The sequence below is a fragment of the Enterobacter sp. A103 genome, assembly GCF_034427535.1.
In the GTDB taxonomy this organism is placed as follows: domain Bacteria; phylum Pseudomonadota; class Gammaproteobacteria; order Enterobacterales; family Enterobacteriaceae; genus Enterobacter; species Enterobacter asburiae_B.
Genome location: NZ_JAXQPQ010000008.1, coordinates 1 through 16,527 on the forward strand (window position 1 = coordinate 1; position 16,527 = coordinate 16,527).

Genomic DNA, 16,527 nt, shown 5'->3' on the forward strand with positions numbered 1-16,527 from the left:
ACCGGAGATGGAGAATACGTCTTCGATTGGCAGCAGGAATGGCTTGTCAATCGCACGCTCTGGTTCTGGGATGTAAGAATCCAGGAAGCCAGCCAGTTCGATGATTTTCGCTTCCCACTCTGCGTCGCCTTCCAGCGCTTTCAGAGCAGAACCACGAACGATTGGGGTATCGTCGCCCGGGAAATCGTACTGAGACAGCAGTTCACGAACTTCCATCTCTACCAGTTCCAGCAGCTCTTCGTCATCAACCATGTCGCATTTGTTCAGGAACACGATGATGAAAGGAACGCCTACCTGACGACCCAGCAGGATGTGCTCACGAGTCTGAGGCATTGGGCCGTCAGTCGCAGCAACAACCAGGATCGCGCCGTCCATCTGCGCAGCACCGGTGATCATGTTTTTAACATAGTCGGCGTGGCCTGGGCAGTCTACGTGTGCGTAGTGGCGAGTCGGGGTGTCGTACTCAACGTGAGAGGTGTTGATGGTGATACCACGAGCTTTTTCTTCTGGTGCGTTATCGATCTGGTCGAATGCACGAGCAGAACCACCGTAGGTTTTTGCCAGAACGGTAGTGATTGCAGCGGTCAGCGTTGTTTTACCATGGTCAACGTGGCCGATAGTACCGACGTTAACGTGCGGTTTTGTACGTTCAAACTTTTCTTTAGACATCGATTGTCCCTCTAAGACACGGATAAATCGGTGATATCACCACATCAACCAGGCGAAATGCCTGAATTGTTGAATACAGTAAAATTGAAACAGAGAGAAACGGGAAGGAGAAGTGAAGTGGTGCTGATACCCAGAGTCGAACTGGGGACCTCACCCTTACCAAGGGTGCGCTCTACCAACTGAGCCATATCAGCACGTATTGGAGCGGGCAGCGGGAATCGAACCCGCATCATCAGCTTGGAAGGCTGAGGTAATAGCCATTATACGATGCCCGCATCCTGAAACTCGGCTACCCAGTTCTTTCTGTAACAAAAAAAGAGATTTCTCTCTTTTTCAGTTTGAGCTGGCTAATTTTTCCAACCAGCTCCGGCGGCATTTACGCTGCCAGAAAGTGGTGGTGGGGGAAGGATTCGAACCTTCGAAGTCTGTGACGGCAGATTTACAGTCTGCTCCCTTTGGCCGCTCGGGAACCCCACCGGACTTGATGGTGCCGACTACCGGAATCGAACTGGTGACCTACTGATTACAAGTCAGTTGCTCTACCTACTGAGCTAAGTCGGCATCAAGTAGCGCGCATTCTATGGATACCTGCGCGGTCATGCAACTAAAAATTTGCATAAAACGTTCTTTCGCTCACATTTTATGCGAACAGCGTATCGGACGCTGTAAAAGTAGTCATTTGAGGTTAAATATTCAACATATCATCGTGATTTGCACCGTATTCACCGTAGCGTGACGGCTTCCGCGTTACGCAGCGCTTTCCATCTTTTTTCTTATTATTCCCGTCATCTGGTGTTAACCTCCTGCCCATTGTCCAAAATTAACTGTGTGATGAGCCACGATCCGGCAGTGTGATGCTGGCTCACTGAAGCATGCTTATGAGCAAAAAAGAGCAAACGTTAATGACGCCTTATCTTCACTTTAACCGCAGCCAGTGGGCTGCCCTGCGTGATTCCGTCCCTATGACGCTGACGGAAGGTGAAATCGCACGGTTAAAAGGGATAAACGAAGATCTGTCCCTGGAAGAGGTGGCAGAAATTTATCTCCCCCTCTCTCGCTTGCTTAACTTCTATATCAGCTCGAACCTGCGTCGTCAGGCCGTGCTGGAGCAGTTTCTCGGGACGAACGGTCAACGCATTCCTTATATCATTAGTATCGCAGGCAGCGTGGCCGTGGGTAAAAGTACCACCGCGCGCGTCCTGCAGGCGCTGTTGAGCCGCTGGCCGGAACACCGCAGCGTGGAGCTGATCACCACCGACGGCTTCCTGCACCCGAACGAGGTGTTAAAAGAACGTGGGCTAATGAAGAAGAAAGGTTTCCCGCTTTCTTATGATATGCACCGTCTGGTGAAATTTGTCTCTGACCTGAAATCCGGCGTGCCGCACGTGACTGCGCCAGTCTATTCGCACCTGATCTACGATCGCATCCCGGGTGGGGATAAAACCGTGGTCCAGCCGGACATCCTGATTCTGGAAGGTCTGAACGTGCTGCAAAGCGGGATGGACTATCCTCACGACCCGCATCACGTATTCGTCTCGGACTTCGTCGATTTCTCTATTTATGTCGATGCGCCGGAAGACCTGCTGCAAAACTGGTACATCAACCGTTTCCTGAAGTTTCGCGAAGGGGCGTTCACTGACCCGGATTCCTATTTCCACCACTATGCCCAGCTTTCTGAAGAAGAAGCGATCAACGTGGCGACGGGGCTGTGGAATGAGATCAACTACGTGAACCTCAAAGAGAACATCCTGCCGACGCGCGAGCGTGCAAGCCTGATCCTCACCAAGAGCGAGAAGCACGCCGTCGACCAGATTCGCCTGCGGAAATAATCGAGCAGACATAAAAAAAACCGGCCTAGCGCCGGTTTTTTTCGTTATGCCTGTGGCTTCTCGCCATTTTCATCCTGATCGACCGCGAAGCAGGCAACCAGCTGGCCGCCATAATCCTTCAGCTGCGGCTGGAGCTGGGTGCACGGACCAAAGCGGCGACTGCAGCGGGCGTTGAATGCACATCCCGGAGGCGGATTCAGCGGGCTTGGCAGCTCACCCGTCAGCTTAATACGCTCACGACGATCGTCCGGGTTCAGACGCGGCGTTGCAGAGAGCAGCGCCTGGGTATACGGGTGACGAGGGTTATTAAAGATCTGGTCTTTAGTTCCCTTCTCCACGCAGCGCCCCAGGTACATCACCATCACTTCATCAGCAATATGCTCCACCACCGACAGGTCGTGGGAGATGAACACGTAAGACAGCCCCAGCTCCTGCTGGAGATCCATCATCAGGTTCAGCACCTGCGCACGCACGGATACGTCGAGCGCGGAGACCGGCTCATCGGCAATCACCACGTCCGGATCGAGCATCAGCCCGCGCGCGATAGCGATACGCTGACGCTGGCCGCCGGAGAACATGTGCGGATAGCGGTCATAATGCTCGGTTTTGAGGCCGACCTTCGCCATCATCGCAAGCGCTTTTTCACGGCGCTGCTCTTTGCTCAGATTACTGTTGATCAGCAGCGGCTCTTCCAGAATCTGCCCGACTTTTTTACGCGGGTTCAAAGAACCATAGGGGTTCTGGAACACAATCTGGATTTTCTGGCGACGCAGCTTCTGCGCCTGCGGATCGTGCTTGAGCAGGTCCTGCCCCTGATAGTAGAGCTCCCCGCCGGTCGGCACTTCAATCATCGTCAGCAGACGGCCCAGCGTGGATTTACCGCAGCCTGACTCCCCCACCACCGCCAGCGTTTTGCCGCGTTCGAGGTTAAAAGAGACGCCGTCCAGCGCTTTCACCAGGCGTTCAGGGGCAAACAGCCCCTTCTTCACCGGGTAGTATTTTTTCAGATCGATGGCCTGCAACAGCGGCTGTTGCGTGGTGGCCTGTTGCGTACTCATAGTGTTGGCCTCCCGGCATCATCGAGTGGGTAGTGGCATTTCGACTGACGACCGTCAGCAAGCTGGTTAAGCTCTGGCTCTTCTGCCCGGCATTTGTCCGTCGCATACGGACAGCGCGGATTGAGCAGACAGCCCTGCGGACGGTCATATTTACCCGGTACCACACCCGGCAGCGACGCCAGACGCGCTTTGTCCTGGGCAAACTCCGGCAGCGCGCGTAAAAGCGCCTGGGTATACGGGTGACGCGGCGCGCGGAAAATATCGTGTGAATTTCCGGTTTCGACCACCTGACCGGCATACATCACGATGATTTTGTGCGCGGCTTCGGCCACCAGCGCCAGATCATGCGTAATCAGCACCAGCGCCATATTCTCTTTCTGCTGCAGCTCCAGCAGCAGTTCGATGATTTGCGCCTGAATGGTCACATCCAGCGCCGTCGTCGGTTCATCCGCAATCAGCAGTTTTGGTCGACAGGCAATCGCCATCGCGATCATCACGCGCTGGCTCATCCCACCTGAGAGCTGATGCGGGTAAACGTCCAGACGCGATGCCGGGTCCGGAATACCCACCTGGTTCAGCAGGTCGATCGCCCGCTGACGACGGGTTTTCTTATTCCCGCCCTGATGCACCTTAATCGCTTCCATAATCTGGAAACCAACGGTGTAGCAGGGGTTCAGGCTGGTCATGGGATCCTGGAAAATCATCGCCACTTCGGCGCCCACCAGCTGGCGGCGCTGTTTTTCAGAAATGCGCTTCAGATCCTGACCGTTGAACTGCAGGTTTTCCGCCATCACGCGGCCCGGGTAATCAATCAGCCCCATGATCGCCAGTGAGCTCACTGACTTACCGGAACCGGACTCCCCGACAATGCCAACCACTTCGCCCTGATTTACGCTGTAGCTGATGCGGTCCACGGCGCGAAACGGGGTGCCTTCGTCGCCGAAGTGCACCGATAATTTATCTACATTTAATAACGCCATCTCGTGCCTCTTACTGCTTCAGTTTGGGATCAAGCGCATCACGCAGGCCATCACCCATCAGGTTAAATGCCAGCACCGTCAGCAGAATTGCCAGACCCGGGAAGGTGACAACCCACCAGGCGCTTTGTGCGAACTGCAACACGTCGGAGAGCATGGTGCCCCACTCCGGTGTTGGCGGCTGCGCACCCATGCCCAGGAAGCCAAGAGCGGCCATATCAAGAATGGCGTTAGAGAAACCGAGCGACGCCTGAACAATCAGCGGCGCCAGGCAGTTAGGGAAGATATTCACGAACATCTGGCGCATCGCACCGGCACCCGCCACGCGAGAGGCCGTGACGTAATCGCGGTTCACTTCCACCAGTACCGCCGCACGGGTTAAACGCACGTAGTGAGGGAGCGCCACGAAGGTCAATGCCAGCGCGGCATTGCCTATCGACGGGCCGAAGATTGCCACCAGCACCAGCGCCAGCAGCAGGCTTGGCAGCGCCAGCATGATATCGACGATACGCATGATGATGTTATCAACGATGCCGCCGAAGTAACCGGCAACCAGGCCGAGTACAACGCCCATGATCAGCGACAGCACAACAACGAGACAGCCGACCAGCAGCGACAGGCGCGCGCCGTACATCAGACGCGACAGCACGTCGCGGCCCACGTCATCGGTACCCAGCAGGTGCGTCAGGCTACCGCCATCCTGCCACGCAGGCGGCGCGAGCAGCGCATCGCGGAACTGGTCCGCCGGGTTATACGGTGCGAGGAAGTTCGCAAACACCGCAATCAGGATCATGATTACGACATACACCAGCCCTACCACCGCGCCTTTATTGCGCTTGAAGTAGTGCCAGAATTCCTGCAGCGGCGTCATAGGAACCGGTGCAGCGACCACTTTATTTTGAGTGACTTGTGACATGATGGTCCCTTACTTCTTATGACGAATACGCGGGTTCACCACGCCGTACAGCAAATCGACCAGCAGGTTGACGAGGATAATCATCGTCGCGACCAGCAGTACACCGCCCTGCACAACCGGATAGTCACGGCGTTGCAGCGCGTCAATCAGCCAGCGTCCAAGGCCCGGCCAGGAGAAGATGGTTTCGGTCAGGATCGCCCCCGCCAGCAACGTACCCACCTGGAGGCCGATAACGGTCACCACCGGCAGCATGGCATTACGCAGCGCATGGACGATGATGACGCGCATACGCGTCAGGCCCTTTGCGCGCGCGGTGCGGATATAATCCTCACCCAGCACTTCCAGCATCGATGAACGGGTCATTCGCACGATCACCGCCAGAGGAATAGTGCCCAGCACCATGGCAGGCAGGATCATGTGCGCCACGGCATCAATGAAGTTGCCCTCTTCGCCCCAGATAGCCGTATCGATCAGCATAAATCCGGTGAGCGGGTTGGAGTCATCAAGGAAGACCATATCGCTGACGCGCCCGGAGACCGGTGTCAGGTTAAGCTGCACCGATACCAGCATGATCAGCATCATGCCCCACCAGAAGATAGGCATGGAGTAGCCGGTCAGCGCCAGGCCCACGGCGGTGTGGTCAAAAATAGAGCCACGCTTGACGGCAGCCAGTACCCCAACAGGAATACCCACCGCAGTGGCGAAAATCATAGCGCAGACGCCAAGCTCCAGCGTCGCTTTAAAACGCGGCACGAACTCGTCCCACACCGGAAGACGGCTTTTCAGCGAAATCCCTAAATCACCGTGCAACACGCCCCATATATAGTGGAGGTACTGCTGCCACATCGGCTTATCGAGACCGAGTTCCGCCAGCAGCTGTGCATGGCGCTCAGGGGAAATACCACGCTCGCCCGCCATAATCATTACCGGGTCGCCGGGGATCATATGGACGAAGGCAAAAGTGAGAAGGGTGATACCGATAAACGTGGGGATAACAAGTCCCAGACGTCGGAGGATGAACTGCAACATAACCCGGATTCTCTCTGATGACGCACGACCAGTGGCGTGACGTCTGTATTGCTCACAAATGTAAATTCCCTCTCCCAGCGGGAGAGGGTTAGGGTGAAGGGCGTGCATGCATCCCCTCACCCCTGCCCTCTCCCGGAGGGAGAGGGAGAACACCCTACTTATTATTCAACAGATACGTTTTCGAAGTGGTGTTTGCCCAGTGGATCAACCACGTAGCCCTTCACTTCTTTACGCACTGGCTCGTACACGGTGGAGTGAGCAACAATCAGCGCCGGAGCCTGATCGTGCATAACAACCTGAGCCTGCTTGTACAGTTCAATACGTTTGTTGTGATCGTCGGTCGCACGCGCCGGCTGGATCAGGTCTTCAAACGGCTTGTAGCACCAGCGAGAGTAGTTAGAACCGTCTTTCGCCGCCGCGCAGCTGAACAGGGTGGCGAAGAAGTTGTCCGGATCCCCGTTATCACCGGTCCAGCCCATCATTACCGCCTGGTGCTCACCCGCTTTGGCGCGCTTCAGGTACTCGCCCCACTCGTAGGTCACAATCTTGGCCTGAACGCCAACTTTAGCCCAGTCAGCCTGAACCATTTCCGCCATACGGCGTGCGTTCGGGTTGTACGGACGCTGTACCGGCATCGCCCACAGCTCAACGGTAAAGCCTTTATCCTGGCCCGCTTCTTTCAGCAGCGCTTTCGCTTTCTCAGGATCGTAGGTGTAGTCTTTAACGTCGTCGTTATAGCCCCACATGGTTGGTGGGATCAGGTTTTTGGCAGCAACGCCAGCGCCCTGGTAAACCGCTTTGATGATCGCTTCTTTGTTCACAGCGTAGGTCAGCGCCTGACGCACTTTCACGTCATCAAACGGTTTCTTCTCGGTGTTGAAGGAGAGATAGCCCACGTTCAGGCCAGCCTGCTCCAGCAGGTTGATGTTCTTGTCCTGCTTCATGCGGGCGATGTCAGCCGGGTTCGGGTACGGCATCACCTGGCATTCGTTTTTCTGCAGTTTTGCATAACGCACTGACGCATCAGGCGTGATGGAGAAGACCAGACGGTCGATCTGCGGCTTGGTGCCCCAGAAGCCTTCGAACGCTTTGTACAGAATGCGGGAGTCTTTCTGGTACTGCAGCAGCTGGAATGGACCGGTACCGATTGGGTTCAGGTCGACTTTTTCCGGCGTACCGGCTTTCAGCATGTTGTCCGCGTACTCTTTGGACAGAATTGAAGCGAAGTCCATGGCCAGGTCAGCCAGGAATGGCGCTTCCGGACGCGTCAGCACGAACTGAACCGTTTTATCGTCCACTTTTTTCACTTCAGCGATCAGGTCTGGCAGACCCATCCCTTCGAAGTATTCATAGCTGCCGCCAGACACTTTGTGGTACGGGTTCTGAGCGTTTTTCTGACGGTCGAAGGAGAACACAACGTCGTCGGCGTTAAAGTCGCGCGTTGGTTTGAATTCTTTGCTGTCCTGCCACTTCACGCCCTGGCGCAGGTGGAAGGTATAGGTTTTACCGTCTTCGCTGACGTCCCACTTCTCGGCCAGACCCGGAATCACTTCCGTGGTACCGGTTTTGAATTCAACCAGACGGTTATAGATCGGTACAGAGCTTGCGTCGTAAGTCGTACCAGAGGTAAAGAGCTGTGGGTTAAAGCCTTCCGGCGAGCCTTCAGAACAGTAAACCAGGGTTTTTGCCTGTACGCTTGCTGCCACGGTCATAGCCACCAGGCTCAGACCAAGCTTCAGCATCCCTGACTTCTTCAAGGAAATACTCATTATTCTGCTCCAATGTGATGTTTTGCTTTGTTGTGTTACGCCGCCAGACCTTTATTTATTTTTTACCCGGTCCGGTCGGTGATGCCCGAAGGCTTTAAAGGGATGGAGAATCCTTTCAGAAGAGCGTTTGAGTTGCAGCGCAGATCGTCCCTGAAATGCCCCTCATGCCCTACAATCTGTCAACAGAATGTGAAAACGTCAATACAGGTGACGGGGATTTACGCTGAGTGTGAGAAACCGCAAACAAAGATTAAAAAAACTATGCATGCCAGTTTTCAGCAGGGAAATTTATGCTACTCGCTATCTTGCAGCACAAGTCTCTTCATATTTCGCAACAATCAGTGATTAACTTTTATTCAGAATGGGTAAATTTTCTTGCAGAATGGTGATTATCTGAGCACTAAATACCGCGAACGTTAAAACGCACAGCGAAAAATGCTGAGGTTATCCATAAGCAACGCGAAAAAAGATCAATCTATATATAAAAAAATACAATGGATTATGTCACAAAATCGTTAACAGGCAGGGAGAAGCAGGCCTAAGGGGCGTTTTGGATACTCTGACGGGATAAGATCATAATGCAAAAAGGGCTAACCTTGCGGTTAGCCCTTTTCAGAATGTGGTCGGCGAGAGAGGATTCGAACCTCCGACCCACTGGTCCCAAACCAGTTGCGCTACCAAGCTGCGCTACTCGCCGAATGCGGAGCGCATCTTACTGCTGAGGTGCGCCCCCGTCAATCCCTTATTTTCAAAAAGCCATTCAACTGGCGATATTCTCGCCAGGGCAGCTACTGCGCGGCTTTTACGCTGTTATCAGGGAGTTTACACCAGTTGTTGTTTTCGTTAATCCCACCATTCGGTGAGGTATAGCCGAGACAACCCATAATGGTGTCGTACAGCTCAACGTGACGGCGCGGCACCTTCATCTCCGCCTCTTTTTTCAGCTGAGCAAACATCTTCGCCTTCTCCGGATTTTCAAGATACTTATCCGACATCCACATGATCATCGGCACGCGGAACTGCTCCGGCGGTGCCAGCTTGCGCGGCGTACCGTGCAGGTGCTCTTTCTCATTGATGGATTCACCGTGGTCTGCTGCGTAAATCACAATCGCTTTTTTATCGCGCAGCTGGTCGATCACCCGGCTCAGGAAGGTATCCACGTACAGCACCGAGTTATCGTAGGCGTTGATCAGCTCCTGCTTGCTGCAGTCTTTATTAATGCCCACGCACTCAGGCTGCCACTTCGCAAAATCACGCGTGTAGCGCTGGTAATAGCTGTAATGCGACCCTTTGGTATGCAGAATAACCAGATGCTTACCCTGCGGATGGTTCTTGAGGGACTGCGACATCTCTTCCAGCAGCAGCATGTCGTCGACGTTTTTACCGCGGTTACGCGGCTCGGCGCCAATCTGCTCGCGGTACGCGATGTTATCTGCAAGGGTGTTGGTGTAGAACCACATCTCACTTTGCATCGCGAACAGGTCAGAGCTAAACCCAAGCTGCTTCAGCACGGCAAACACGTTCTGCTCTTTCAGCGTGCGTTGCGGGTTATCGCTTGCACCGCCTTCACGCACAAACATACAGCGCAGCGAGAGCTTGGTTGCGGTATCGCAGGAGTAGCCACGGTAAGCCACCAGGTTTTTCTCCTGCGCCAGCTTTGGCGTGGTGTCCCGGTTATAGCCGAGAATACCCATATGATCCCAGCGCGTCGTTTCGCCGATGACGAAGACGACGTACGTATCATCAATCCCGTCGGCTGGCGGCTGGTAGGTGAATTTTTTCGTTGGATTGATCAGCGATTTCACATCACTGGATTCGTCCGCCTGCGCCCAGGCATACAAACCTAACGCTGACAGCCAGTTAGACGGCAAATAGGAGTTTGCCACCACGCCGCCATAGCTTGGCATATCCACGCCCGTCGCTTTTTCGACGCGTTTTTGCTGCGTTTCCATCAGGCGGATTGGCGCCCATACCAGCAGTCCGGCCAGCAGGACAACGACGATATTGCGGATCCGCTGTCCACGCGTGCGCAGCTGGCGTAACAGTGTATAGCGGCACGTATTGTTCCAGATAAAGAACAGCGGTATCAGACAGGTTAAAACTGTCCAGACGATAAAGCCTTTCCCTACCACCTCTTTCGAGAGATCGATATCCGTGGTCATCACCGAGGCAACGATACCGTACCCAATGACCACGTTCATAAAGGTCATGTAATAGCTTGCGGCGGCGGAAATAATCACCACCAGCGAGGCCAAAATTTGCCAGGTACGTCGGCCAAAAAGGGACAGCAGGCGTAAGAGGAAGAAGGTAGCGAGGACGGAGCCGAACACTTCAATGGCGGCAAAAATACCATTACTCACGGTAAGGTGTTCAAAATAACCTTCCACTCTTCTGAACAGTACCGCGCCATTCAGAAATAATCCGATATAGACAGCCAGCATCAGACACAATCTTTGCTGGGTAAGAGACCTAATGTATTTCATGCAAACAACCCTGGGGGAAGGGGTATAAAAACCCGACGAATCTCAAAGAGAAAGCGGACAGAGTACGTAAATGCGTAAGGAAGCGTTATTAGAAACGTCTACAAGCGCGATAAGTAGACCACAGCGGGAGAGAAAAGTGGCAGCAGAGAGTGTGATCGGTGTAAATTTTTACAAATTATCGAGACGGGAAGCCTCTCGCATAAAGAAAAAAGAGGCCACAGAGGCCTCTTTCATACTGCTTACGCGTGCGCTTCTTTGAATACTTCACGCTGCGGCTGGCGAATCGTGGTCGAGAGCGCCAGCGAGATAATCAGCAGGGCAAATATGACGCAGAAGGTCACGTAGAACCCACCGAACAGAGAGGCAATCAGCGAGCCGCAGATGCTGCCGATCCCGAAGCCAAGATAGATAACGCCGTAGTTTTTCGCCAGATTGTTCAGCCCAAAGAACTCGCTCACCAGTGACGGGAAGACGGTAATCGTGCCGCCGAAGTTAAAGGCCACGCAGGCAATCGCCGCAAAGAAGGTGGCTTCATTCAGCGGAGCGAACAGCAGCGCCGCCATACCGACCAGCGAAACCACCTGCCCAATCGTAATCACACGGATGCGGGCAATTTTGTCAGACAGAATGCCGAGCACCAGGCGACCGGAGAGGTTGGCTATGGAGATGACCGTCACCGCATTCGCCGCCGTGACCGCATCCAGCTTCACCATCCCCTGCGCGATATCCTTCGCCACGCCGATGACATACAGTCCGCTCATGCAGGCCGTCAGGAACATCACCGCCAGCATCCAGTACTGCGGTTTACGCATGGACTGCGCGAGGGTGAAGTCGTTCTCCACCACGCCGTTAACGGATTTGACCTCCTGCTGCGGCGCATCGGTCATCAGCGTGGCGCCGAACAGAATCATCACCAGCACGATTGCGCCCCAGATCATAAAGGTGTTTTCGAGGCCAACGGACGCCAGCAGATGGGAGTCGATAAATTTGAACCCGAGGCTGCCCAGGCCATAGGAACCGATGGCGAACGCGGAGATTAAGCCTTTACGCTCCGGGAACCACTTCACGCAGTTCGACAGGGTCAGCAGGTAACCTGCGCCATCGGCCAGACCCACCAGCACGCCGGCGCTCAGCCACAGCATCATCAGGTTGCTGGAGTGCGCCGTCAGGAAAAAGCCTAAACCCAGCAGAATGCCGGACGCCATGGTCACACGCTTCACCCCAAAACGCTCCTGCAGCTTGCCCGCGACGGAAGACGAAATCGCCAGACCCAGGCTCAGCAAACCAAAGGAGAACGCGACCTGGCTGACCGGCGCGCCGAGTTTATCGGAAAGCGCGCTGTTAAACAGGCTCCAGGTATAGACCGACCCCAGCGCAAACTGGGTGACAATGGTGCCAAAGAGCGTAAGCCAGCGCGTGCGGTTATAAGTTGATGTGTTCATGGCAGTTGTCCTGCAAGAGAAATTAAGGAAGTTCGCTGAGGACAACGATAAACAAAACCTTAATACGCCTGGGGTAAAACGGCATGAAATGCAGGCGGAACGGAATGAAATGCCTGGAATCGGGAATGAATGGCCTGGCCCGGGAATAAAGCGACAGCGTGTTAGTACCCGCTATCGCTGTAAAGCCCGTGGTTGTTGTATTCGAGATGTTATCGTAACGTTTAAAAAAGTAACAACTCTAGAAATTTGCGCTAACGCCTAGGGTGTATAAAAACTCCTCACCGGTGGTGGTGTGCTCCCCCTGAGCCAGCGACGCATAGGCCGCCACGTGCGTATTAAAAGGAATATCCGTTCCCACGGTGACGTCCATCCAGCTACCGTTTTGGGCAGGGGCTGGCGTTTGCGGCATGCCAAACTGCGATTTCCACTGGTTTTCACCAAACTGCTGGTTATAGCTAATCTGCGCCCACGGACGGAGATCGCCATACTGGGTATTCACGCGCCACCCCAGCGTGCTGACGCTGGCATGCCAGAGCGGGTCGGTGAGTGCCTGCGTCGACGCGCTATCACCAAACTCGTTGATCATCATGGGAGCCGTGCCGTCGTACCGCCACGCCACTACCGGACCGGTGGTGATACGCGCTGAAACCGGAAAATTCCAGCCCACGCTCATCGCCCCCTCCGTCGTGCTGCCAGACGGTATATTCAGGGCAAGACCCGGCGCGTTTTGCGAAGACTGAATACGCTCAGCAAGAATATCCTCATAACGCGGTTGGTGATCCGCGTCCCATGTATAGCGTTCCGCCGTATTATTTTGGGCGTCTGAAACGATATATTCCTGTTGCCAGGCAGACGCTGTATTACAAAAGAACAGGCAGGCTGAAATTCCCACCAGGCCAGAAGCAGCATGGCGACCACTGATTTTTTTTATCATCATCAACGCGACCCCAGAGAGAGCCGAATTCGGCGATATTTGTCGTTATTCAGGAAGAGCTTATAGCCCTTGTATTAACTATTGTCTTTATAGTAAACACGTCAAGCCAGTCAGAATGAAAATTTTGCGAAATCAGTATCAATAAGGGAGATGACGGATGGAACGTTGCGGTTGGGTGAGCCAGGATCAGCTTTATATCGACTATCACGATCGGGAATGGGGCGTGCCGGAAACGGATGGCAAAAAACTCTTTGAGATGATCTGCCTGGAGGGCCAGCAGGCGGGGTTGTCATGGATTACGGTACTGAAGAAACGCGAAAACTACCGTAACGCCTTCCACCAGTTCGATCCTGTCGCCGTCGCCGCCATGACTGATGAGGATGTGGAACGGCTGGTGCAGGACGCCGGCATCATCCGCCATCGCGGTAAGATCCAGGCCATCATCGGCAACGCACGCGCTTACCTGGCGATGGAACAAAACGGCGAATCGTTCTCAGATTTTGTCTGGACGTTTGTGAACAACGATCCGCAGGTCACCCAAGCCGCCACGCTCGCGGAAATCCCGGCCTCTACCCCGGCCTCGGATGCGCTCTCGAAGGCCCTGAAAAAACGCGGCTTTAAGTTTGTCGGTTCCACCATCTGCTACGCCTTTATGCAGGCCTGTGGCCTGGTCAACGACCACGTTACCGGCTGCTTCTGTCATCCGGGAGGCCATCATGATCCGCAAATGGCAAAGTGAGAATACCGCGCCGCTTCTGAGCCTCTGGCTTGAAAGCACCACGGAAGCGCATCCGTTTATCGAGCCGGGTTACTGGAAAGAGAACGAGGCCATGGTGCGGGACGTTTACCTGCCGTCGGCGGAAACCTGGGTCTGGGAACAGGATGGCGAGCCATACGGATTTATCAGCGTGATGCAGTCTCAGTTTGTCGGCGCGCTGTTTGTCGCACCGTCATGCATCGGGAAAGGCATCGGGCGCGCGCTGCTGAACCATGTTCAGCAGCGCTTCCCGCATTTAACCCTGGAGGTATATCAGAAAAATGTGCGGGCGGTGAATTTCTACCATGCTCAGGGCTTTCGCATTGAAGACAGCGCCTGGCAGGATGATACCCAGCACCCGACGTGGATCATGAGCTGGCAGGCGGATCAAACGCCGTTAAGGTAAGCTCGGGTCCCTGATATTTTTCTACCCAGGCCAGCGCCGTGTTCCCTGCGCAACCGTTCCCCAGCTTCGAGCTGGGGAGATCTTTGGTCAGCACGTTAACCGCCCCGTTTTTACAGATCCCTCCCTCGGCGGGCTCAAGGTCGGGCCATGCGCCCTGATGAATGCAGATCACGCCCGGTTTAATTCCGTCGCTCACCACCGCCCCTGCCAGCACCTGCCCGCGCGAGTTCCAGACGCGCACCACGTCGCCGTCCGCGATCCCCCGGGCTTTCGCATCGAGGGTATTCAGCGTGACCGGCTCTCGCCCGGCGACCGCATACTGCTCGCGCAGAGACGTATAGTTAAGCTGGCTGTGCAGACGGTGCGCGGGATGCGCAGACAACACCTGCAGCTGTTCCGGCTGGGCGTTGCCGTGCCACTCGTCCGGCTCGAGCCACATAGGGTGTGGCGGGCAATCAGCATAGCCAAAGCTGGCGATGCGCTCGCTATAGATCACGATCTTTCCGCTCTCGGTTTTCAGCGGGTGGCTCTCCGGGTCGCGGCGGAAATCGGCAAAACGGACAAACTTCGCGTTCTGTTCGCTCTCCGGCATCTCGACGATCTGGTTCGCTTCCCAGAATTCGGCAAATGGCGGAAGCGTCACGCCCTGCGCCGCGCCGCGCTGGCCGGCAATCTGGTAGAAGGTTTCCAGCCATTGCAGATCGCTTTTCCCTTCGGTAAAACGCTCGCGACCGCCCGCTTCCCACAGCTCGCTCAGTTCAGCAAACACGTCAAAATCATCACGCGCTTCGTCTCGCGGGGCCACTACGCGCTTCATCGGGACCATATGCTGGTTGCTGTAGTCGCCGGTCATAGTGAGATCGTTACGCTCAAACGAGGTGGTCGCTGGCAGGACAATATCTGCATGCTTAGCCGAGCCGGTCCAGAAGCACTCGGAAATCACCACCAGCTCCGGCTTCTGCCAGGCGCGGATCAGGCGGTTGGTATCCTGATGGTGCGTGAAGTTCGACCCGCCCGCCCACCAGACAAATTTAATGTCCGGGAAGTGGCGGTCCAGACCGTTGTGCTGATAGAAACCGCCCGGGTTTTCCAGGGCTTCAACAATACGCGCCACCGGTATTTTATCCACGGCATCGACGCCGCCCTGCACCGAGCCTTGCAGAGACGCCAGCACCGCCGCTTTACGCGTCGGGTTACCGCCGTTTGCAAAGTGATAGGAGAGACCAAAACCTCCGCCCGGCGTGCCGATCTGCCCAAGCATTGCGGCAAGCGTTACCAGCATCCAGTGTTTTTGCTCGCCAAACTGCTGACGCTGCATTCCCCAGCCGGACATTAACATCGTGGTATTTTTATGGAACAACGCCGCCAGTTCGCGGATTTTCTCCGCAGGTACGCCGCAAATATCTGCCGCCCACGCTGCCGTTTTCGCCACCCCATCGGATTGGCCCGTCAGGTAGTCGGCGAATTTATCGAAGCCGGTGGTACAGCGCGTCAGGAATTCAACATCGTGCCAGCCGTTTTCTACCAGCGTATGGGCGATCCCCAGCATCATCGCCACGTCGGTGCCCATATGGGGGGCAATCCACTCGGCGCTGTCGCCGAAGAAATCCATAGTTTCAGAGCGCATTGGGTCAATGCAGATGATGCGCTTGCCGCTTTTGCGCAGCGCGTCGAAATACCCAATCCCCTGCTCGTCGCTGGCATTCCAGGCAATTTTCAGCGTATTGAGCGGGTTGGCGCTCCAGAGCACTACCACGTCGGTATGCGCCAGCACCAGCGGCCAGCTGGTCTGCTGCTGGTACACTTCGTTCCCCCCTACGACGTACGGCATGATCGCCTGCGCCGCGCCGGTGGAGTAATCCCCGAGATGGCCGGTATAGCCTCCCGCCAGGCTCATGTAGCGCTGCAGCAGCGTCGAGGCCTTGTGCAGCACGCCGTTAGAACGCCAGCCGTAGGAGCCGGCAAAAATGGACGACGGACCGTAGCTGTCGCGAATGCGCTTATGCTGGGCGTGGATCAGCGCCAGCGCGTCATCCCAGCTCACGCGAACAAACTCATCCTGACCGCGGATCCCCTGTGGCTTATCCGGCGAGGCCAGAAAACCTTTACGCACCATCGGCCAGCGCACGCGCGTTTTGCTATGCACCTGATCGCGAACGACGGTCTGTAACGAGTTGGGATGTTGGGTTGGCAGTGCCCCGCGGGACGACAGAACATTTTCGCCATCGGTTTCGACCAGCATCGGCCCCCAGTGGGCG

Annotated in this window: 13 protein-coding genes and 5 tRNA genes; 3 read left to right on the forward strand and 15 right to left on the reverse strand. The window is 55.3% G+C overall.

The window, feature by feature from the left end:
- The 5 genes from SPH27_RS18080 to SPH27_RS18100 all read right to left on the reverse strand — a co-directional run.
- A partial coding sequence (locus tag SPH27_RS18080; protein ID WP_322435757.1) for a GTP-binding protein occupies positions 1-669 on the reverse strand: 669 nt, incomplete at its 3' end.
- Positions 670-787: 118 nt separating this feature from the next.
- Positions 788-863 (reverse strand) — tRNA-Thr (locus tag SPH27_RS18085).
- Positions 864-869: 6 nt separating this feature from the next.
- Positions 870-944: transfer RNA gene (locus SPH27_RS18090), tRNA-Gly, on the reverse strand.
- Positions 945-1,061: 117 nt separating this feature from the next.
- A tRNA-Tyr gene (locus SPH27_RS18095) sits at positions 1,062-1,146 on the reverse strand.
- An 8-nt stretch (positions 1,147-1,154) separates the two neighbouring features.
- Positions 1,155-1,230, reverse strand: a tRNA-Thr gene (locus tag SPH27_RS18100).
- Between the two features lie 317 nt (positions 1,231-1,547).
- On the opposite strand from SPH27_RS18100, the gene coaA reads away from it, so the two are divergent.
- Positions 1,548-2,498 (forward strand): type I pantothenate kinase, encoded by a 951-nt coding sequence (coaA, locus tag SPH27_RS18105; protein WP_021242480.1) that lies wholly within the window; start codon positions 1,548-1,550, stop codon positions 2,496-2,498.
- A 44-nt stretch (positions 2,499-2,542) separates the two neighbouring features.
- On the opposite strand, the gene dppF is transcribed toward coaA, so the two are convergent.
- The 9 genes from dppF to SPH27_RS18150 all read right to left on the reverse strand — a co-directional run bounded on the left by dppF (position 2,543) and on the right by SPH27_RS18150 (position 13,109).
- Positions 2,543-3,556, reverse strand: coding sequence for a dipeptide ABC transporter ATP-binding subunit DppF (dppF, locus tag SPH27_RS18110; protein WP_023309965.1), 1,014 nt, complete (start codon positions 3,554-3,556; stop codon positions 2,543-2,545).
- A complete protein-coding gene (gene dppD, locus SPH27_RS18115) occupies positions 3,553-4,536 on the reverse strand; it encodes a dipeptide ABC transporter ATP-binding protein (RefSeq protein ID WP_008502772.1) in 984 nt (327 codons plus the stop codon). The genes dppF and dppD overlap by 4 nt, the downstream gene beginning before the upstream one ends.
- Before the next feature lie 10 nt (positions 4,537-4,546).
- On the reverse strand, positions 4,547-5,449 hold the full coding sequence (gene dppC, locus SPH27_RS18120) for a dipeptide ABC transporter permease DppC (RefSeq protein WP_029742039.1): 903 nt from the start codon (positions 5,447-5,449) through the stop codon (positions 4,547-4,549).
- A gap of 9 nt (positions 5,450-5,458) precedes the next feature.
- The gene (dppB, locus tag SPH27_RS18125; protein WP_023334097.1) at positions 5,459-6,478 is read right to left on the reverse strand and encodes a dipeptide ABC transporter permease DppB; all 1,020 of its coding nucleotides are present in this window, start codon (positions 6,476-6,478) and stop codon (positions 5,459-5,461) included.
- Positions 6,479-6,639: 161 nt separating this feature from the next.
- Positions 6,640-8,247 (reverse strand): dipeptide ABC transporter periplasmic-binding protein DppA, encoded by a 1,608-nt coding sequence (gene dppA, locus SPH27_RS18130; RefSeq protein ID WP_039261188.1) that lies wholly within the window; start codon positions 8,245-8,247, stop codon positions 6,640-6,642.
- Positions 8,248-8,867: 620 nt separating this feature from the next.
- Positions 8,868-8,944 (reverse strand) — tRNA-Pro (locus SPH27_RS18135).
- Positions 8,945-9,035: 91 nt separating this feature from the next.
- Positions 9,036-10,730 (reverse strand): kdo(2)-lipid A phosphoethanolamine 7''-transferase, encoded by a 1,695-nt coding sequence (eptB, locus tag SPH27_RS18140; protein WP_039261186.1) that lies wholly within the window; start codon positions 10,728-10,730, stop codon positions 9,036-9,038.
- A 239-nt stretch (positions 10,731-10,969) separates the two neighbouring features.
- A complete protein-coding gene (locus SPH27_RS18145) occupies positions 10,970-12,172 on the reverse strand; it encodes an MFS transporter (protein WP_207167908.1) in 1,203 nt (400 codons plus the stop codon).
- Positions 12,173-12,410: 238 nt separating this feature from the next.
- The gene (locus SPH27_RS18150; RefSeq protein WP_058841890.1) at positions 12,411-13,109 is read right to left on the reverse strand and encodes an autotransporter domain-containing protein; all 699 of its coding nucleotides are present in this window, start codon (positions 13,107-13,109) and stop codon (positions 12,411-12,413) included.
- Between the two features lie 154 nt (positions 13,110-13,263).
- Here SPH27_RS18150 and tag point away from each other — a divergent pair, with 154 nt between their 5' ends.
- Both tag and SPH27_RS18160 read left to right on the forward strand, forming a co-directional pair.
- Positions 13,264-13,845, forward strand: a complete 582-nt coding sequence (gene tag, locus SPH27_RS18155) for a DNA-3-methyladenine glycosylase I (RefSeq protein ID WP_024909083.1) — start codon at positions 13,264-13,266, stop codon at positions 13,843-13,845.
- On the forward strand, positions 13,823-14,269 hold the full coding sequence (locus tag SPH27_RS18160) for an N-acetyltransferase (protein ID WP_032661790.1): 447 nt from the start codon (positions 13,823-13,825) through the stop codon (positions 14,267-14,269). Before tag ends, SPH27_RS18160 begins: the two co-directional genes overlap by 23 nt.
- Here SPH27_RS18160 and SPH27_RS18165 read toward each other — a convergent pair.
- Positions 14,232-16,511: a molybdopterin guanine dinucleotide-containing S/N-oxide reductase gene (locus SPH27_RS18165; RefSeq protein ID WP_048980590.1), complete on the reverse strand. Its 2,280-nt coding sequence runs from the start codon at positions 16,509-16,511 to the stop codon at positions 14,232-14,234. The genes SPH27_RS18160 and SPH27_RS18165 overlap by 38 nt on opposite strands.
- Between the last annotated feature and the right edge of the window lie 16 nt (positions 16,512-16,527).